We start from the raw sequence: 17,829 nt of genomic DNA on the forward strand, positions 1-17,829 counted from the left end.
TGGGAAGATAATGAAATCAACGTACGACGTCATTGTAATCGGCGGTGGCTCAGCAGGCGTCGGGGCAGCTGTCGCGGCGGCGGATGCCGGAGCTCGGGTTTTGTTGGTGGAGAAGTCGGGGATGCTGGGCGGCGCAGCGGCACTTCGGAACGTGATAACCTATTGCGGCATATATACTTTGGGGCGGGAGCCCAAACAGGCCGTGTTCGGCGTGGCAGAGCGGGTGTTTGCAAAGCTTCGGGCGCGAAATGCCATCACCGATCCGCTTCGGTTTCGCGGGGTGTTTATGGTCTTCGACCCTGAACATAACAAGGTTGCGCTGGATGAAGTGTGTCAGGAAGCTGGAGTGGAGGTGCGTTTTCATAGCACCTTGATCAATGCGTCGCGCGAGGGCGACAAAATTTCCAAAATTTTAGTGCAGGATCATGGCGGCCAAAATGAATTTAGCGCCACGGCTTTTGTTGATGCAAGCGGTGAAGCCAATCTCGCCCATCTTGGGGGGGCTTCAACCCGTTATGGCAATGAGGACGGGGTTAATTTAGCCTCCCTTGGGACTCGGTTTGGCGGCATTCCAGCTGATTTAACCGTAACAGCCGCCGACATTGCCAAAGCTGTAGAAGCCGAGATGGCGGACGGCGACCGGTTATTGACTAAAAAGTCGAGCGTTGTCGCGCGCCTTCCCATAAGCGGTGATCTTTGTATTTATGTGGCGAGTACAGATTATGATCCCCGAGACGTGCCAAGTATGTCAAAAGCTGAAATGAATGGACGTCAGCAGGCTCAATCTTACTTGAGGGCCATAAAGCGCATAAAAGGATGCGAGACGGCTTATCTGGTGAGCACGGGACCGGAATTTGGTACCCGTGAAAGCCGTCATATCAACGCACTATATCAGCTGACCTGGAACGATATTGAAACACGTAGATCTTTTGATGACTGTATCGCGCTGGGTGCCTGGGGCGCGGAGTGGCACGATCGGGAAACCTATTTGAGTAGCTTGGATATACCGGCGGAAGGCACCGCTTTTGAAATTCCACTTCGCAGTCTCATGAGCCTCGACACCCCCAATCTGTTTTCGGCCGGCCGGACGGCGGATGGAGACCGAAAGGCCGGTGCGGCCATCCGGGTCATGGGAACTGCCTTCGCAACAGGGCAAGCGGCTGGAGTTGCCGCCGCCGAACTGACCGCAACTGGCAGCGTTGATGTTGGTTCAATCCAACGCGAACTTTTGCGTCAATCTGCCAAATTGGCGACAAGCTCCACCCGTTGATCTTTACTTCCCCAACTCAATGTCGTGACAAGAATCCTAAACATTAGAAAATTCAATATCCCCTATATGGTATTTTCATTATAGAGCTTGCTTGCCAATCGAGTTACAACCAACAATAAATGTTAGAGTTTTTCAGTTTCGCAGAACGGAACCAGGAAAGGGATCCATTGGAAAAGCAGCATTCGTTAAAATCTGAAGAGTTAGCCGCTCAAAAGACGGCGATGATAGGACGATCAATCGCGCTGCTCCTTATTGCCCCTCTGGTCACCTTTTTAGCCCCATGGCCCGGGCCGATCTTCATCTATATTCTGTTGATCGTATTTTTAGTGCTGGGATGGGCGGCCTGGAGAGTAGCCAATTCCAAGTGGGGCAAGCCCTGGCACCAATATTTATTTGTTACGGTCGATTTTATGCTGATGACGGTCGCGCTTCTGTATCCAAATCCATTTGTGCCAATTGATTATCCGCCCCAGTTCACCTTGCGGTACGGATCCTTCATCTTCTATTTCGTGCTACTTACCGGATTGGTCTACGTCTATCAGCCAAGACTGGTGTTGTGGGGAGGTCTTTCTGCGGCGGCAAGTTGGTCCGTCGCGATCGCTTGGCTGATTAGTCTCCCTGATACAATTTGGCGTCAGCCTGAAGGGATGAGTGTTGAGGCGACGGCGACGTTTTTTGCACAACCAACTTTCATCGATATAGATATCAGGACCCAAGAGATTGTTGTTTTACTGATAGTGGCTGGCCTCCTTGCCTTGGCAGTCAGGAGATCCAGAATGATCGCGTTGAGGCAGGCGCGACTGGCCCGCGAAAGAGAAAACCTTGGTCGTTATTTCCCGCGGAAGACGGCTCAGATGCTTGCGGATCGGTCCGATCCTTTTTCCACGCCGAGTGAGCATGATGCAGCTGTATTATTTGCCGATCTTGTTGGGTTTACAACTTGGTCTGATAAGCACACGCCCGGAGAAACGATAGAGCTATTACGTGAGGTGCATGGCCTTCTTGCACAGGTCGTCTTTCATAACGACGGAACGTTAGACAAGTTCATTGGGGATGGCATGATGGCGACATTTGGTACGCCAGAGCCTTCTGAAAGAGACGCATCAAGTGCCCTTGCGGCGATGATTGAGATGGTAGAAAAATTCGAGATCTTAAAAAATAACTCAAAGCTGTTGCAAAGCGGTAATTTGGAACTCGCTGTTGGTATCCACTATGGCCCTATCGTCATGGGCAATATCGGCAGCGAAGATAGACTTGAATTCGCAGTCCTAGGCGACACGGTCAATGTTGCCAGTCGCTTAGAAGGCGCAACCAGACAAGTCGGTTGCCGTGGCCTTGCGAGTAGTGCTCTTATCGATGCGGCGAACAAAGAAAATCACCCTGAGAGTTCCAAAAACATGACAAAACTTGAGCGTCAAAAGCCTATAATGTTACGAGGACTTTCTAGCGAAATGCTCGTCTTCAAGTTTCAATAATGTGACTAACTCAGGTCACATCTGCTTATGGGACAAGAGCGGACGTCGACCGAGATATCTCAGAATGTCTGCATCTGACCCAAAGGAGAATAGGTTAAAATTTGGAGCGTTGCTTCCCTCACCAAGATATGACTTGCACAGTTTATGCCGTTTCTGATTTAGTGATTGGAAGATAATTGAATTATTCGGGGTTGGCATTTGCAGGAAACGGAACAACATGAGTTCGCTGGCGAGCTTCGAATACACGAAGCATTGGATGTGTCTTCGACAACGCCTGTATTTGCCGTTTCTTTCCTAACAGCATTTTCGGTTCTGATACTTCAAATCGGCCCAACTAACCTGACGCCCGCCGCAATCGGGTCACTGATCGTTTTGCTGGGAATCAATCTGCTGGGGGTGCGGAGCTACTATTCTTTGCGGAACAAGCCGAGGCCCAAGTCAATTTCCCGGCGCCGATTGAAGGTTATCCTCATCACCGCGCTGATACTTGGGACGGCTTGGGGGAGTTTCAACTTTTTCATGATGCCGCATTTGGCTGCTCATGAACAAATGATGTTGTATTTGTTCGCGTTCGTCGGCTCGTTCGGGGGGGCCACAACATTTTCGCTCAGGGTGTCATGGGGTTTCTCTAGTCCAATTCTAATTCTTACCTGGCTGTCCATGCTTTTGTGGGGGCCACTGGAATGGTATATTAATACACTCATAGTTCTGGGTACAGTTCTAGCAATCACTCAATTAACGTTTTTAACCAGAACAAGCGCAATCAACGGTATCAAGTTAACGCTGGCGAATACCAAGGCCCTGAACGACAAATTGGCTGCGGAAGAAGAACTGCGCATGGCCGAAGCAGAGGCTGCCCGGGTAGAGCAAATGCGTCAAGCAGAACAAGCTGAGATGCAGCGCGCCTTGGTGAATGCGGTTCCTTTCCCCCTTGTTTTGACCCATGGCAACCAAGCCTTGCAAATTTCACCCCAGGCCCGGACGCAGTTCGCGCTGGATGATACAAAATTGGACGATTTTACCCTAACGCAATTTTTTGTGGAGCCTAACGAACAGGAAAATATACTCACAATCCTGGATCGTGATGGATTGATTGACGATCGCGAAGTATTAATGCGTAACATGAAGAACGAAGAATTTTGGGTAACTATTTCGATGAGGCCCTTGAAATATGACAAACGCGATTGCTGGCTAAATGCGATTTATGTCGTGGATGCCCGCAAGCGGATGGAGCAAGATTTAGCTAATTCCAAGGAAAAAGCTGAAAAAGCTCTTGCAGATCTCAAAGGAGCACAGGAGTCGCTGATCCACGTTGAAAAGATGGCATCCCTCGGCCAGCTTACCGCCGGAATTGCCCATGAGATCAAGAACCCTTTGAACTTTGTAAATAATTTTGCCAGCCTGTCTGTAGAGCTAATCGAAGAATTGGCGGATATTCTGAAAGAACCCATCGCCTCGCTTGAAGAAGAGGGTCGGGACGATGTTGAAGATCTAATGGCGACTCTGACCAGCAACCTCACCAAAATTAATTCACATGGCGGCAGGGCGGACAGTATTGTCAAGAATATGCTTTTGCATTCACGTGAGGGACCAAGTGAAATGCAAACCGTTGATCTCAACAGTCTTGCAGAAGAAGCACTTAATTTGGCTTTCCACGGGGCCCGCGCAGAGAATAAAAACTTCAACATCGACATGAAGAAATCATTAATGGATGTCGGCAAAATTGACTGTTATCCGCAGGATTTAATGCGAGTATTTTTAAATTTGGTTTCGAACGGTATGTATGCGGCCAATAAACGCTATGCAGAGTCAGTTGATAAAAGTTCGTCTCCTGATCCCGTCATATTTATCGGAACCTCACAAAACGGTGCCAACGTATCTGTAGAAGTTCGGGATAATGGTGACGGCATACCGGAGGATCTACGCGAAAAGATTTTTGCACCATTCTTTACAACGAAGCCGCCTGGCGAAGGAACTGGCTTAGGGCTTTCTTTAAGTTACGATGTCATTGTTAAGCAACATGGTGGAACAATGACTGTTGAAAGTGAACCTGGAGAATTCACGTCTTTCATCGTCACTTTACCACAAAGAATGATGGGCCAAGAGAACATCGGAGAAAAGAAAGTATGAGTGCAAGAGTGTTAATGGTAGACGACGAACCTGACGCAGAAGAGCTGTTTCGGCAGAACTTTCGGCGGGAAATTCGCAAGGGTATTTTTGTTTTCGACTTTGCGCTGTCTGGTAGTGAGGCCCTTAAATTTCTGGATAGCGAGGAAGTGCCAGAAACAATTCTTATTCTATCGGATATCAATATGCCCGGCATGACAGGCATTGAACTTTTGGAAACGATAAAAACCAAGTGGCCTGATATCCCTATTTTTATGATCACCGCCTATGGAGACAAGCAGACGGAAATTATCGTGCGGGAAAAGGGCGCCTCGGAATTTCTTACTAAGCCAGTGGACTATCAAATATTAAAGAACCAGTTGCTGACAATTGTAGCTGAGGTAAGTGAATGACCGCGGATCGAATTCTGGTTGTCGATGATGAGCCTGATATAGAGGCATTAGTAACCCAGAAATTTCGCCGACAAGTGCGCAAAGGTAAAATGGAGTTCATTTTTGCCAGTGATGGGAAGCACGCTCTTGAGCTTCTTGAAAAAGAACCTGATGTCGTGATGGTATTGAGCGATATAAATATGCCACGTATGGATGGCTTGACCCTTCTTGAACAATTGAACGAACATCATCAGGATTTAAAAACCGTAATCGTTTCTGCGTATGGTGATATGGTCAATATTCGAACGGCCATGAACCGCGGCGCCTTCGATTTTCTGACCAAACCAATTGAATTTGACGATCTCGAGGCAACGATCTCAAAAACGCTAGATCATCTAAAAATATTTCGTGACTTACGACATGAAAAACTCGCAGCTGAAAAGGCGCAAGCTACTTTATCTAGGTATTTCTCTCCGAGCGTAGTGCAAACCTTATCAGGAAACCCGGATTGCCTGGCACCCGACGGGGAACGTCGCTTCGCCACATTCCTGTTTACTGATCTCGCGGATTTTACAAACCTCGTTGAAGAAATGGACTCAGATATCATCGTTGACCTCCTGAACGAGTATCTTGATCAACTTGCCCGCATTGTATTTGAACATGATGGCACGGTCATGAAAGTTGTTGGCGACGCTCTTCACGCAATCTTTGGCGCCCCTGTTGAACAGCCAGATCATGCGGATCGTGCTTTGGCTTGTGCTTTGTCCATCGATGCCTTCGCGACCAAATTCCGGGCGGAAAAGAATGCGCAGAATATCCCGCTTGGTGATACACGAATTGGCGTTAATTGTGGGCAGGCGATTATTGGTAACTTCGGTGGAGACTATTTCTTTGATTACACGGCCTACGGAGATGCAGTTAATGTCGCGGCGCGCCTGGAAAGTGTCAATAAGCAGCTTGGAACAAGGATATGTGTAGGCCAAAGCATAGTCGATGAAGCCACGAATTTTATAGGACGCCCGGCTGGAACATTATTGCTGAAAGGAAAGACCCAGTCCCTAAAAACCTATGAGCCGTTACCGCAAGATATTTACGATAGTCCAGCGACGGCCGGATACCTTAAAGCCTTCGATATGCTAGAGGCTGGCGCACCAGATGCCCGCCAAGCATTTGCCGCGCTTGTCGGAAAATTCGAAGAAGACCCATTGACATTGTTCCATTTGGGACGGCTGCTCGCCGGTGAAACTGGAACCGAGATTTCCCTGGACGTAAAATAAATTTTTCGCGACGATTTACTGGTGGCAGATTTATTAATGGCCAGCCAAATAGTAAACAGATGGTATGCCGTGTAACTTCCGCTGTTGGCACAAAGCAGACTTGGCTAGCGGTATCTTTCAATTTATGGTTTCTGACAGTAACCGGGCGATACCGTAACCCCGCAATTGGATATGTGCGTAATTTTGGAATTGGGACAAATAGTTCTCACCTTCTTAATTTCCCATCAGCTGAACACACACCCGCCCTCCGGAACCCTCCGTAAATGCGTTTTCCGGTATAAAAAGTAATCATATTTGTGATATGAAGGATTGCAGCGCACAATATCCTTGCGCAGCGCAGCAATTTCGGGTGAGACTATTCCTGCAATTCTGCTGTCAAATTAAGACTGGAGGCACCGTGGCTGAGACTAAATCCGGGGACACGAAACCCATCGTCATTAAAAAATATGCCAATCGGCGACTATATAATACGGCGACATCCTCTTATGTGACACTCGACCATTTGAGCAAGATGGTCAAAGAAGGCACGGAATTTGAGGTTTTTGACGCCAAAACCAGCGAGGACATCACCCGCTCCGTCCTCACACAAATCATCTTCGAAGAAGAAGCCAAAGGCCAGAATCTACTGCCCATCAGTTTCCTCCGGCAGCTTATCGGCTTTTACGGGGACAAATTGCAAACCGTTGTCCCGGACTATCTCAACATGTCCATGACCTCCTTTTCTGATAACCAGGATAAAATGCGAGAAGTCCTGCCTGACGATTTGATCGAAAACCCTATGTTCAAGCAATTTGAAGAAATGGGCCGCAAAAATATGGATATCTTCAATCAGACCATGAAGATGTTCACGCCGGGCGCGTATGGGGCGAAGCCCACAGCCGCGAAAGAGGAAGAAGCGCCTGCCACAGCGCCGGATAATGGGGATCAAACAGCGGAAATGATGCAAGAATTAAAGGAACAATTGTCGACCATGCAAAAGCGGATCGACGATATGAGCAAGAAAAAATAGAAACCAAAAATTAACCATAACGCACGTCCTGCTTGCAATTTTCAATGTTTTATGCTACATTTACCTCTAATGTTATTTAAAATTTAATTTTTTATTAGTTATAACGAAACTTAATTACGGACGTTTCATTCTATTTCCGGCCCTTTTAGGCCTTCAAGGAATGAACACAGCTTTCGAGACTATTTGATGAAGCTGCGCCTCTGGGACGATCCGAGGATAGAGATTTATGGATGTATCAGGTTCAAATTCGAATGTGACACGGTTACCGTATCAGGCGGGGCGGATGACGCCGGCTATTGATGCGATAACGGGCAAAGATGCCCATAAACGGACGCAGCCCAAAGAACTGGGCACTTTTGATGAAACCCATTCAATCTTGGAGGCCGAAGTTGTCAATGACGACAGCTCCCGCCCGAATCGACGTTTTGCTGATACCGTACAAGATACGCATTTCAATGCCTCAACGCTGTTTATGACGCAGCAGCTGGCACAGGATCACGATATAACCGCCCCGCATTCTTGGGAATCAGGGCATAGGCGAGCTGTCAGCGCCTATCTGGAAACAGACAAACTGACAATGACCATTTTAGGTCCGCAGGAAACACGGATGCGTCTGGCGTAAGAACCAGGCCCAATAGTCCGTCTGCGAAACCCTAAATATGGCAGGTCGCGAGACCTCTTTTTTCTAAGTACTGTTGGTGATAATCCTCGGCTGGATAGAAATCCAGGGCCGGAGAGATCTCCGTTACGATGGGTCGTCGGAATAACCCACGCGTCCCTTGTGCCGCCTTCGAGGTTTCGGCGGCCTGCATTTGCGCGTCATCCAAATAAAAGATGGCGGATCTGTATTGTGTCCCGACATCCGGGCCCTGACGGTTCAGGGTTGTGGGATCATGGCTTTGCCAAAAAACATTGAGGAGATCATCAAAACTGACAACGTCGGGATCGAAGGTCACCTGAACGACTTCTGCATGGTTGGTTTGACCCGTGCAGACATCCTGATACGTGGGGTTAAGTGTTTTCCCACCTTGATACCCAACCACGGTGGTTTTGACGCCCATGGTTTGGCGAAAGGCGGCTTCGACGCCCCAAAAACATCCGGCGGCAAAATAGGCTGTGTTGGCGGAACCGGTCATGCTGTGTCCTTTCAGGATCAAAAGTCGTTTCCGTATATTTGGCGTTGCCGCCCTTTTTGGCAAGGCATGTTGGTACAATAAAACGTGAGAGAATGCAATTTGGGCGAAAATATCTGTAGCATTGGCCCCTTAAATACGCGATAAATCTTAAACAGAAAGAACCAATTTGGATACTACCGCCATGCCGTACCGGCTCAAAAATGCGCAATTGCAAACAATTTCGCTGGATGCTGCCAGCCCAATTCCGCTGCATCAGCAGCTTTTCCTGAGCTTGCGCCAAGCCATATTGGAAGGACGGCTGAAGCCCCATACGCAACTCCCCTCCAGCCGGGCGCTGGCGAAAGAGTTAGGGATCTCCCGCAATACGGTCCTGACATCCTATGATCAATTAACGGCGGAGGGCTATCTGGCCAGCCGTGTGGGCGCCGGTTCCTATGTGTCGGACCAGTTGCCCGATGATTTGCTGGAACGCCAAGGTCAGGGGCCTGTATCAACGCTAAACAAGCGTGAGGTTTATTTGTCGAAGATGGCGGAACCGTTCCGAAACAAGCCCTTGCTGGAACAGTATCGGGGCTTGCCTTTTTCACCCGGCCTGCCCGCCCTTGACGAATTTCCGTTTGAAGACTGGGCACGATTGCTGGCGCGCCACTGGCGCCGTCCAAAACGGGAGTTCCTTGTGGATAACCCTGTCGCCGGTGCCCGGGTTTTGCGCGAAGCCATCGCCAATCACCTGGGCCAGACCCGAGCCGTACGCTGTCACGCGGATCAGGTGATTATCCTGTCCGGCTCGCAGCAGGCAATCCATCTGGTGGTCCGGGCGTTTGCCGAGCCCGGCGATCCGATCTGGATGGAGGAGCCGGGATATCCGGGTATTCGTGATGCCATTATCGCGGCCGGCGCAACACCCATTTCCGTGCCGGTCGATGCCGAGGGGTTTCGCCTTGATCGGGCCAAGTCGCTGGCCGCAAACGCCCGCCTGGCCTGCATCTCGCCGTCCCATCAGTATCCGCTGGGTCAGACCATGTCGCTGGGCCGCCGGCTGGAATTGCTCGATTGGGCCAAGACCGAGGGCCGGTTTATTCTGGAAGACGATTATGACAGCGAATATCGTTATGCTGGCCGTCCCTTGTCCTCGTTGCAAGGCCTTGATGAGGATAACCGGGTTCTCTATGTGGGCACCATGAGCAAGGTCATGTTTTCAGGCTTGCGCATTGGCTATATGGTGGTTCCCGAAGATCTTGTGGATATCTTTCTGGCACTGCGCCGGAATATCGACAGCCACTCCCCATCCGTTCCGGAAGCGGCGCTGGCCGATTTTATCACGGAAGGCTATCTCGCCGGTCATATTCGGCGCATGCGACTGCTCTATGAGCACCGGCAAAATTGCCTGCTCGAATTATTGGCCGAAAAGCTCGGCGATATTCTGGACGTCACGCCGCAGGAATCCGGCATGCATCTGGTCGCCTATCTGCCCGATGATATTTCCGATAAACAAGTACAGGCCGCGGCCCGGAAAAAAGGCATGCTGGTGCGCGCGCTGTCGAGTTTTTATTATCAACCAACCACCCAGAATGGGCTTATTTTAGGCTTCGCTGGCACTTCGGAAAAAGAAATGCCACAATTGGTCGATACTTTAAGCCAGATCATCCTGAGTTTATCATCACCGTTGGATTAACATGCGCCAGATTCTCATTTCTCTCCTGATTCCCCTCACTCTTTTCAGCGCCAGCTTGCCGACCATGGCGGCGGAAAAACTTCATGGCCTTGCCATGCATGGCGCCCCTAAATACCCGGCCGGTTTCAGCCATTTCGATTATACAAATCCAGACGCGCCCGTAGGCGGCACGTTACGTCTGGGACTGATCGGCAGTTTTGATACTGTGCATCCCTTTATCCTCAAAGGGGTTAAGCCCGAGGGCTGGCGCAATACCTTCCAACCGTTGATGATCCGCTCGAAAGACGAGCCCTTTACCCTCTATGGCAATCTGGCCGAAACCATCGAGATCGCCGAGGATCGCAGCTGGATTATTTTCAACATCAATCCAAAGGCCAAATTTTCCAATGGCAACCCGGTGACCGCGGAAGATGTGCTGTTTTCCTATGAAACCCTGCGCGACAAGGGACGCCCCAACGTGCGGACCTATTACAAAAAAGCAACCGAGGTTGTCCTTACCGGACCGCTCAGCATCAAATTCACCTTTGGTGAGGAAGAGGGCCGATGGGAAATGCCGCTGATCATGGGGCTGATGAGCGTATTGTCGAAAGCCGAGTTTGAGAGCCGGGATTTCGAGAAAACCAGCTTGTCCCCGTTTATCGGCTCCGGCCCGTATATTTTCGATACCATCGAGCCCGGCCGCCGCGTCAGTTACAAGCGTAATCCTGATTTCTGGGGGTGGGATTTGCCGCAAAACAAAGGCCGGCATAATTTCGATACCATCATCTATGATTATTTCCGCGATGACGATGTGGCGCTGGAAGCCTTCAAGGCCCATACCTTGGATGCCCGTTTTGAAAGCGATGCCGGCAAATGGATCGACGCCTACAATCCGCGCGGCGGCAGTACAATCAGTTTTGTCAAAGCCGAGCCGAAACTGCAAATTCCAGCGCCCATGCTGGCCATGGTGTTCAACACCCGCCGCGACAAATTCGCCGATCGCCGGGTGCGGATGGCCCTCACGCAGGCGTTCGATTTTGAATGGGTCAATGCCAATATCCTGCAAAGCATTTACAAACGCACGGATAGTTTCTTCGAAAACTCCTCACTGGCCTCAACGGGACCCATTTCCGATGCGGAACGGGAACTGCTGACACCCTTTGCCGACGAGCTGCCAAAAGACGTGTTTGACGGTGAATTTTCCCTACCCGTCACCGATGGATCCGGTCGCAACCGCTCTAATCTTCGTTCGGCCCGCAAACTCCTCGCCGACGCTGGTTGGGACATCATCGATGGGACGTTACGCAATAAGACGACCGGCGAGCCCTTTACCATCGAGTTTCTGGTCAATAACAACGACTATGTGAAACTCATCGCCCCGTTCCAGAAAAATCTGCAGACATTGGGCATCACCACCAATATCCGCCAGTCGGATACCGCCAGTTACCAGAACCGCCTCAATGAATATGATTTTGATATGATCATCAATAGCTGGGGACAATCCTTGTCGCCCGGAAATGAGCAGGCTTTTTACTGGAGCAGCAACGCCGCCGACACGTCCGGCACCCGCAATTATCCAGCTATTCGGCTTGCCGCCGTGGACAAGATGATTGAGCTGATTGCGTCGGCCAAGACCCGCGAGCAGCTGGAAAATGCCACCCTCGCCCTCGACCGCATGTTGCTCTGGGGCTATTACGTCATCCCGCTGTATCACACGGACAGCCAGTGGCTGGCCCATTGGCCACAAATCAAGTTGCCGCCCGAACCTTCCTTTTGGGGCACCAGTCCAGACCTTTGGTGGTATGAGGCGGTTGACTAACGGTCCGATATTGGCCATATCATAAGGACGATTATTCCCCACGAAAGGTTCGTACCCACTATGCTTGCCGTCATTTCGCCTGCCAAAAAACTTGATTTTGATCGTACCGACGTGCCGGAGAGTTTTACCCAATCGGAATTTCTCGGCCAGACCAAAAAGCTGATGGTCCGCGGACGGAAATTGTCAGTGGACGATTTGAAAGGGCTGATGAATATCAGTGATGATCTGGGCCAATTGAACCGCCAGCGGTTCAAGGCCATGAAACTGCCGTTCACGCCAGACAATGCCAAACAGGCCGCCTATGCCTTTAACGGCGATACTTATGCGGGATTGCAGGCATCGACCTTTGATGACGCCGACTTGAGCTATGCACAGGATCATTTGCGCATCCTGTCTGGCTTGTATGGTCTCGTTCGCCCCCTCGATCTAATCCAGCCTTACCGTCTGGAAATGGGTATCAAGCTGGACACGGACCGCGGTAAGAATCTGTATCAATTTTGGGGAGACCGGCTGTCGCGCAAAATATCAAGTCTGCTGAAAGAACATGAAACCCCGCTCTTAATCAATCTCGCCTCAACAGAATATTTCAAGGCGGTACAGCGTAAAACCCTGAAAGCCGATGTCCTGACGCCGGTGTTCAAGGAAATCAAGGGCAATGAAGCCAAAATCATCGGCTTCTCCGCCAAACGGGCGCGCGGCATGATGGCCCGCTATATGATTGCCAACCGCATCGACCAACCGGACGGCCTCAAGGATTTTTCCGAAGAAGGCTACAGCTTCCAACCCGGCCTGTCATCGAACAGCGAATATGTATTTACGCGGGTGATCAACTAAGCCGTATGAAGCCGAATTAGGCGACGCTCACAGAGGCGTCAGATTCTTTGTCGCCTTCCAAAAGTCCAGTTTTTGACCGTCGCCAAGGTCGCGGGATTTTTCCTCAGTGACGACATAGCCAAGACCTTCGTAAAAGCGCCTTGAGGGAAGCGATATATCGAGCTTTGTTTTAACAACCCCAGAGTCACGGGCGGCTTTCTCCAGTGCGGTCATCAACCTCTTGCCCCGCCCGCCCTTCTGTAGTCCTGGATCAACGAAGACGGCAAAGATGGTGTCATCAACCCTGCTTCCCGTACCAACCAGCGCGCTGTTCTCCTCCATGACCAACACAGTTCCAGACTGACACCGGTCCCGAATCTTTTCTATGGAATGGAAGGATCTGAAGAACTCGACCGCCCTCGGCGGATAAACCTCTGCATAGCTGGTATCAATTGTCTGGTGAATAAGTCGCCGCAAGTCCGCAAGGTCGCGTTTCTCAAAAGGCCGAATGGTTGTGTCAGTTGATGGGCTCATATCGAAATTCTAGCACAGAGACCGGGGCTGAAAAAGCAAGGAAATTGCTGTCTTGAACAGCCCGGCTCATTCAGGGCTGAGTGACAGCATTCTGAAGATCATATCCTGAAGCGTCTTCCGGGCCTTTTTCGATGGCTTTCGCCCTGTTAGACCGGACCGCAGGCCCAGACCCTCTATGGCGTCCAGAAGCTGTTCAACAGTTTCCACAATATGAATTTTGGATCGCATGACTCCTTGCGATTTACCCCGCTCAATCGTCGCGGAAAGGACATCAACAAGCCGCTGGCGGTTCACGTCAAACTGTTCGGCAATTGCGTGGTTTCTCATTGATTCCGCAATAATATCGATTGTCAGGACGGCATTCTCGGCGCTGGATACATACTCAAGATAGGCATCTACAAATTTATGTATGGCGATATTGGGATCTTCACTTACATCCAAGTCCTTTGCAAATTGCTCAAGACGCAGTCCGTCCAATAGAGCAATCTCGGCAATAAGGGCGTCCTTGCCGGAAAAATGATTATAAAGATTGCCAAGGCTGACATTCGCCTGCCGGGCGATGTCGCGGATGCCGGTCTGGTGAATACCCTTTCTGATAAAACAGGTAACCGCGGCACCGATAATCAGGGCGCGTCGTTCTTCTTTTGCCTTCTCCCGAGTGTTCATTATTTTGTCCTACCTCTTGCATCCGGCTCTGTATATAATTATATAATGAACAATCGTTCGTTCATCAATAGGTAACACACAGGAAAATGTGATGAAAATGCAAAAATACTGGTATCTCGGTTTCCTCGGTCTTATCGGTCTGTACAAACTACCCGTATTTTGGACGGCCCTCACCGGCACCGGACATTGGAGTGATTTTCTAAATATTCTTTGGCTTCTCTGGTTCTTCTACTTCGTGCCGGAAACCAAACCAGAAGCCACAACGCAGGACAGGTCCGAAAACCTGGGGGATTCTCATGACAATTGATCACCTGGTTTCGCTTTTTGGAACCCATCAGATAATGGTCGGTGTGGCGATGCTGTTCCTCATTAATATTTGCATCACGGGAATTGAAGTCGCTCTTGATCTATTGACGAAGAAAGAACGACGGTGGAAAGATACTGCCGCAAACGGCGCCATTTTTATTTTTCATCTGGTGATTGAAAGAACCGCATTCGCCTCAATCATATTTCTGGGATTGCTGCCGTTCTTTATTCTCACGCCCCTGCATATCCCGATGACCATATGGACCTGGGTTCTGGCCCTGCTGGCGGCTGACTTGACCTACTACTGGATGCATCGGTTTGAGCATCAAATCCGCATCCTCTGGGCGAGCCATAGCGTCCACCATAGTTCCCAGGATTATAATCTGACCGTCGGCTTTCGTCTGAGCCTGGTCGAGGGGTTATTTGAATGGGCGTTTCTAGTGCCGATGATTTTGTTCGGTTTCAATCCTTTTCAGACAATCGTCGCCTTTTTGCTTGTTGCCCAGTACCAGCACTGGATACATACAGAGCGCATCGGCAAGCTGAGCTGGCTGGATGAGGTGTTTAATACCCCCTCAGTTCACCGCGTTCACCATGGCTCAAACCGGCAGTATCTGGATAAAAACTACGGCGGGATCCTGATGATCTGGGACAAGTTGTTCGGCACGTTCGAACGCGAGCAAGAAAAGGTCGTTTATGGCCTGACCCGCAACATCAAAACCAATAATCCGGTCAAGATTATCTTTGTCGAGTTTGGTGAAATATGGCGTGATTTAAAGAAATGTCGAAATATCCGGGACAGATTAAAAGTTATCTTCGGCGGTCTGTCTTGGCGTCCTGATTATTTTACAGACCTGGAGGATTGATATCCTGCCCCATGACGGAAATAAATTAGTCAGCCGTTACCAGACGATAGCCGCAATCATGTTCCGCAAGGTCGAGCAAGTGGGCATACCGCTCCGCCCAGGCGCCGCTTTGTAGATCCTTTTCAAGTCTTCCGAGCCCCTCGGACACATCACCTAACGCATGAAAAGACGACATGGCGGCCCGGACCCGCTCATCCAGATAAGCTGCGGGACGGCGCCAGTATCCGGCCAGGAAACCGTCGGTACAGTCATGCGGAATTGGCAACGGCGTGACATTTACAGCGCCAAGCCATGTCTCATAGTCTGTCATCCGCGGCATTTGCCCCTCATCCAGCCTGACAAGCGCCGGAAAGTAATCCGCCAGCCAAAAGCCGCGAAAGGCCGGGTCATATGTGAGAAAAACGATTTTGGCCCGGGTGACGCGGCGCATCTCGCTCACCCCTTTTTGCTGGTCTGACCAATGATGGATGGTCAGGACGGCCATGGACGCATCAAATGAATTGTCCGCGAACGGTAGATCTTCCGCGCTGGCCTGAAATACTGATGCCCTTGATGCCGGGCGCTGCGCGATCATCTCGGCGGACGGCTCAACAGCCGTTATCTGCCTGTTTGCCGGCTCGTACGAACCCGCACCAGCCCCGACATTCAGAACCGTCTGAGCGGCACCCAGGGCGTCGTTAATCGCGCGGGAAATCCGGGCGTCGGGTTGCCGCAGGCGCGCATAATTCAAACCAATTGTGTCATATAGAGCGCTCATATGGTTCGGGCCCTACCCGTGATGTGTCTAGGCTCACAGTGTCTGTGGTCTGGTAGAGACGCCCTGAAAATCATCAGATTTGCACAAGGCTGTTGAGCTTTGTCGTTTCTAGGCCGCATACAGGGCCTCAATGATGGGGCAATCGGGCACCTTGGTTCCACTGCATTCCGCCACCATCTTTTTCAGGACATCTTCCAGCTTTCTCAAATCTGCTATTTTTTGCTGAACATCGCTTAAATGTTCTTCCGTAACAGATTTGACCTCTGAACAGCTTGGATTACCGCCATCTACGAGAGATAACAAGGTGCGTATTTCGTCGATGGAAAAGCCCAATTGCCGACAGCGGACGATAAGGAACAAACGTTTTACTTGCTCGTTCTCATATTGCCGATGCCCGCCTGCTGTCCTGTCGGCTATGGTCATAACGCCAATTTTTTCATAATAGCGGATCGTTTCGATGTTGCACCCGGTGAGCTGGGAGAGTGCACCAATCCCCAATGCTTTCATCGCTAAAACTCCTCAAATTAAAGCTTGCATCTGTAGTCACTACAGATTGTAACATGAGGCCATGAATAATAAAAAGCTCTTCAATGTTGGCCTTGCCGGAACGGTGATCACGGCACTTTGCTGTTTTACACCGGTTTTGGTGATAGTATTCGGCGCCGTCGGATTGTCGGCGCTTGTCGGCCTGCTGGATTATATTCTCTTACCGTTGCTGGCCGTTTTTGTGATTATTACAGGATATGCCGTATGGAAACGACAACGCCAATCGACCAGTTAAAAATCATTCCGGTCTCTACCCTGACCTGCCCCGAATGCGGGCATTCAGAAACCGAAACCATGCCGACCGATGCGTGCCAGTGGTTTTATGATTGCAAGGGGTGCGGCGTAGTTTTGAAACCATTAGCCGGCGACTGCTGCGTTTATTGTTCATACGGCACGATAGCTTGTCCGCCCATACAAGAAGGTGATAGTTGTTGCAGCTAGACTGATCGCCGCCGATGATGACGGGCGTGATTTGGGTCGTCTTATCCTAAAACCGGGCTTTATCTCTGCCAAACCATATATCACGGGCTTGCGCTTCTGCCTGATCAAAAGCCAACTCCGGATGTCTCTGTTTCAAGGCAAAGGCGACCGTTCCGATGATGGCCAGTTCCGGCACCGGCAGGTCCAGCTCGCCGCGCCACATACGCAACAACTGTATTGGATCGAGGTTTTCTTCCCGCCATTTATACACCGATTGATCTGTCATGGCCGGCCATTCCTGCACCACGGCCTCGCCCGCCACCAGCGCATCCACCAGCACCGGTTTCATGGGATTGCGCTGCACTTCACCGCCCCCACCTTTAAAAATCATGCTGTTCTGTTGCCCCAGATACCGCACTGTATCCAAATGCAGCGGTTTGTACGGGGGATGAAACACGCCTTGCAGCTGAAGTGGGGCATTGAAGGGGTTTAGGTCGCGGCCAAAGGTATTCACCGCCGTCCGGACACCCAGCATGGGCCGTAATTCGAACAGAGATTGCAGTGCGGGACAGAAAGTCTCCAATCCCGCATAGACAAGATTATCTGTCTTAAACGCCGCGGCTGCCGCAGGCAAACTCGACGCTTGCGGAATATTGAAGACGTTTAATCCCGCGCGCGTCGGCGCATAGCCCTCGCTATAACCGGCGATGCCATGCATCAGGATCTTGACACCCTGATCGGCCAACAGGCGGGCAGCAAGAATAAACCAGGGTTGCTGCTTAT

At 50.5% G+C, this 17,829-nt stretch carries 20 protein-coding genes; 14 read left to right on the forward strand and 6 right to left on the reverse strand.

What is annotated here, in order from left to right; translation table 11 throughout:
• Window positions 1-10: 10 nt before the first annotated feature.
• From V7723_RS06385 to V7723_RS06415, 7 genes are all read left to right on the forward strand, one after another.
• The gene (locus tag V7723_RS06385) at window positions 11-1,270 is read left to right on the forward strand and encodes an FAD-dependent oxidoreductase (RefSeq protein ID WP_335683610.1); all 1,260 of its coding nucleotides are present in this window, start codon (window positions 11-13) and stop codon (window positions 1,268-1,270) included.
• 167 nt (window positions 1,271-1,437) lie between these two features.
• Complete coding sequence (locus V7723_RS06390) at window positions 1,438-2,745, forward strand: adenylate/guanylate cyclase domain-containing protein (protein WP_335683611.1); 1,308 nt, start codon at window positions 1,438-1,440, stop codon at window positions 2,743-2,745.
• 198 nt (window positions 2,746-2,943) lie between these two features.
• Window positions 2,944-4,875: a sensor histidine kinase gene (locus tag V7723_RS06395; RefSeq protein ID WP_335683612.1), complete on the forward strand. Its 1,932-nt coding sequence runs from the start codon at window positions 2,944-2,946 to the stop codon at window positions 4,873-4,875.
• Window positions 4,872-5,264: a response regulator gene (locus tag V7723_RS06400; protein ID WP_335683613.1), complete on the forward strand. Its 393-nt coding sequence runs from the start codon at window positions 4,872-4,874 to the stop codon at window positions 5,262-5,264. Before V7723_RS06395 ends, V7723_RS06400 begins: the two co-directional genes overlap by 4 nt.
• Window positions 5,261-6,520 (forward strand): adenylate/guanylate cyclase domain-containing protein, encoded by a 1,260-nt coding sequence (locus tag V7723_RS06405; protein ID WP_335683614.1) that lies wholly within the window; start codon window positions 5,261-5,263, stop codon window positions 6,518-6,520. Before V7723_RS06400 ends, V7723_RS06405 begins: the two co-directional genes overlap by 4 nt.
• A 397-nt stretch (window positions 6,521-6,917) precedes the next feature.
• Entirely contained in the window at window positions 6,918-7,529 is a 612-nt protein-coding gene (phaR, locus tag V7723_RS06410; protein ID WP_335683615.1) for a polyhydroxyalkanoate synthesis repressor PhaR, read from the forward strand.
• Between the two features lie 226 nt (window positions 7,530-7,755).
• Entirely contained in the window at window positions 7,756-8,151 is a 396-nt protein-coding gene (locus tag V7723_RS06415; RefSeq protein WP_335683616.1) for a hypothetical protein, read from the forward strand.
• 31 nt (window positions 8,152-8,182) lie between these two features.
• On the opposite strand, the gene msrA is transcribed toward V7723_RS06415, so the two are convergent.
• Window positions 8,183-8,665 (reverse strand): peptide-methionine (S)-S-oxide reductase MsrA, encoded by a 483-nt coding sequence (gene msrA / locus V7723_RS06420; RefSeq protein WP_335683617.1) that lies wholly within the window; start codon window positions 8,663-8,665, stop codon window positions 8,183-8,185.
• A 181-nt stretch (window positions 8,666-8,846) separates the two neighbouring features.
• Here msrA and pdxR point away from each other — a divergent pair, with 181 nt between their 5' ends.
• Genes pdxR through yaaA form a run of 3 tightly spaced genes read left to right on the forward strand, consistent with a single transcriptional unit; the run spans window position 8,847 to window position 12,972 of the window.
• A complete protein-coding gene (pdxR, locus tag V7723_RS06425; protein WP_335683618.1) occupies window positions 8,847-10,340 on the forward strand; it encodes a MocR-like pyridoxine biosynthesis transcription factor PdxR in 1,494 nt (497 codons plus the stop codon).
• A gap of 1 nt (window position 10,341) precedes the next feature.
• Window positions 10,342-12,138 (forward strand): extracellular solute-binding protein, encoded by a 1,797-nt coding sequence (locus V7723_RS06430; RefSeq protein ID WP_335683619.1) that lies wholly within the window; start codon window positions 10,342-10,344, stop codon window positions 12,136-12,138.
• Window positions 12,139-12,198: 60 nt separating this feature from the next.
• Window positions 12,199-12,972, forward strand: a complete 774-nt coding sequence (gene yaaA, locus V7723_RS06435; protein WP_335683620.1) for a peroxide stress protein YaaA — start codon at window positions 12,199-12,201, stop codon at window positions 12,970-12,972.
• A gap of 27 nt (window positions 12,973-12,999) precedes the next feature.
• Here the strand turns inward: yaaA and V7723_RS06440 are convergent, their stop codons facing one another.
• Both V7723_RS06440 and V7723_RS06445 read right to left on the reverse strand, forming a co-directional pair.
• The gene (locus V7723_RS06440) at window positions 13,000-13,485 is read right to left on the reverse strand and encodes a GNAT family N-acetyltransferase (protein ID WP_335683621.1); all 486 of its coding nucleotides are present in this window, start codon (window positions 13,483-13,485) and stop codon (window positions 13,000-13,002) included.
• Between the two features lie 66 nt (window positions 13,486-13,551).
• Window positions 13,552-14,151 (reverse strand): TetR/AcrR family transcriptional regulator, encoded by a 600-nt coding sequence (locus V7723_RS06445; RefSeq protein ID WP_335683622.1) that lies wholly within the window; start codon window positions 14,149-14,151, stop codon window positions 13,552-13,554.
• A 91-nt stretch (window positions 14,152-14,242) separates the two neighbouring features.
• On the opposite strand from V7723_RS06445, the gene V7723_RS06450 reads away from it, so the two are divergent.
• Together V7723_RS06450 and V7723_RS06455 are read left to right on the forward strand one after the other, a co-directional pair.
• Complete coding sequence (locus V7723_RS06450; protein ID WP_335683623.1) at window positions 14,243-14,458, forward strand: hypothetical protein; 216 nt, start codon at window positions 14,243-14,245, stop codon at window positions 14,456-14,458.
• The gene (locus V7723_RS06455) at window positions 14,448-15,323 is read left to right on the forward strand and encodes a sterol desaturase family protein (RefSeq protein ID WP_335683624.1); all 876 of its coding nucleotides are present in this window, start codon (window positions 14,448-14,450) and stop codon (window positions 15,321-15,323) included. The genes V7723_RS06450 and V7723_RS06455 overlap by 11 nt, the downstream gene beginning before the upstream one ends.
• Before the next feature lie 25 nt (window positions 15,324-15,348).
• Here the strand turns inward: V7723_RS06455 and V7723_RS06460 are convergent, their stop codons facing one another.
• Both V7723_RS06460 and V7723_RS06465 read right to left on the reverse strand, forming a co-directional pair.
• Entirely contained in the window at window positions 15,349-16,080 is a 732-nt protein-coding gene (locus V7723_RS06460) for a class I SAM-dependent methyltransferase (RefSeq protein WP_335683625.1), read from the reverse strand.
• A gap of 108 nt (window positions 16,081-16,188) precedes the next feature.
• The gene (locus V7723_RS06465; RefSeq protein WP_335683626.1) at window positions 16,189-16,587 is read right to left on the reverse strand and encodes a MerR family transcriptional regulator; all 399 of its coding nucleotides are present in this window, start codon (window positions 16,585-16,587) and stop codon (window positions 16,189-16,191) included.
• A gap of 61 nt (window positions 16,588-16,648) precedes the next feature.
• Here V7723_RS06465 and merF point away from each other — a divergent pair, with 61 nt between their 5' ends.
• Together merF and V7723_RS06475 are read left to right on the forward strand one after the other, a co-directional pair.
• The gene (gene merF, locus V7723_RS06470) at window positions 16,649-16,861 is read left to right on the forward strand and encodes a mercury resistance system transport protein MerF (RefSeq protein ID WP_335683627.1); all 213 of its coding nucleotides are present in this window, start codon (window positions 16,649-16,651) and stop codon (window positions 16,859-16,861) included.
• A complete protein-coding gene (locus tag V7723_RS06475) occupies window positions 16,831-17,067 on the forward strand; it encodes a GDCCVxC domain-containing (seleno)protein (RefSeq protein ID WP_335683628.1) in 237 nt (78 codons plus the stop codon). Before merF ends, V7723_RS06475 begins: the two co-directional genes overlap by 31 nt.
• Window positions 17,068-17,113: 46 nt before the next feature.
• Here the strand turns inward: V7723_RS06475 and V7723_RS06480 are convergent.
• Window positions 17,114-17,829: hypothetical protein (locus V7723_RS06480; protein WP_335683629.1), on the reverse strand; the 716-nt coding region annotated here is incomplete at its 5' end.

This window comes from Sneathiella sp. (genome assembly GCF_036960985.1).
In the GTDB taxonomy this organism is placed as follows: domain Bacteria; phylum Pseudomonadota; class Alphaproteobacteria; order Sneathiellales; family Sneathiellaceae; genus Sneathiella.

What these genes read in the sequence shown, in the direction of transcription:
- V7723_RS06385 (WP_335683610.1), top strand. Translation starts at nt 11, where the DNA reads ATGAAATCAACGTACGACGTCATTGTAATCGGCGGTGGCTCAGCAGGC.
- V7723_RS06400 (WP_335683613.1), top strand. Translation starts at nt 4,872, where the DNA reads ATGAGTGCAAGAGTGTTAATGGTAGACGACGAACCTGACGCAGAAGAG.
- V7723_RS06405 (WP_335683614.1), top strand. Translation starts at nt 5,261, where the DNA reads ATGACCGCGGATCGAATTCTGGTTGTCGATGATGAGCCTGATATAGAG.
- V7723_RS06415 (WP_335683616.1), top strand. Translation starts at nt 7,756, where the DNA reads ATGGATGTATCAGGTTCAAATTCGAATGTGACACGGTTACCGTATCAG.
- msrA (WP_335683617.1), bottom strand. Translation starts at nt 8,665, where the DNA reads ATGACCGGTTCCGCCAACACAGCCTATTTTGCCGCCGGATGTTTTTGG.
- pdxR (WP_335683618.1), top strand. Translation starts at nt 8,847, where the DNA reads ATGCCGTACCGGCTCAAAAATGCGCAATTGCAAACAATTTCGCTGGAT.
- V7723_RS06430 (WP_335683619.1), top strand. Translation starts at nt 10,342, where the DNA reads ATGCGCCAGATTCTCATTTCTCTCCTGATTCCCCTCACTCTTTTCAGC.
- yaaA (WP_335683620.1), top strand. Translation starts at nt 12,199, where the DNA reads ATGCTTGCCGTCATTTCGCCTGCCAAAAAACTTGATTTTGATCGTACC.
- V7723_RS06440 (WP_335683621.1), bottom strand. Translation starts at nt 13,485, where the DNA reads ATGAGCCCATCAACTGACACAACCATTCGGCCTTTTGAGAAACGCGAC.
- V7723_RS06445 (WP_335683622.1), bottom strand. Translation starts at nt 14,151, where the DNA reads ATGAACACTCGGGAGAAGGCAAAAGAAGAACGACGCGCCCTGATTATC.
- V7723_RS06450 (WP_335683623.1), top strand. Translation starts at nt 14,243, where the DNA reads ATGAAAATGCAAAAATACTGGTATCTCGGTTTCCTCGGTCTTATCGGT.
- V7723_RS06455 (WP_335683624.1), top strand. Translation starts at nt 14,448, where the DNA reads ATGACAATTGATCACCTGGTTTCGCTTTTTGGAACCCATCAGATAATG.
- V7723_RS06460 (WP_335683625.1), bottom strand. Translation starts at nt 16,080, where the DNA reads ATGAGCGCTCTATATGACACAATTGGTTTGAATTATGCGCGCCTGCGG.
- V7723_RS06465 (WP_335683626.1), bottom strand. Translation starts at nt 16,587, where the DNA reads ATGAAAGCATTGGGGATTGGTGCACTCTCCCAGCTCACCGGGTGCAAC.
- merF (WP_335683627.1), top strand. Translation starts at nt 16,649, where the DNA reads ATGAATAATAAAAAGCTCTTCAATGTTGGCCTTGCCGGAACGGTGATC.
- V7723_RS06475 (WP_335683628.1), top strand. Translation starts at nt 16,831, where the DNA reads ATGGAAACGACAACGCCAATCGACCAGTTAAAAATCATTCCGGTCTCT.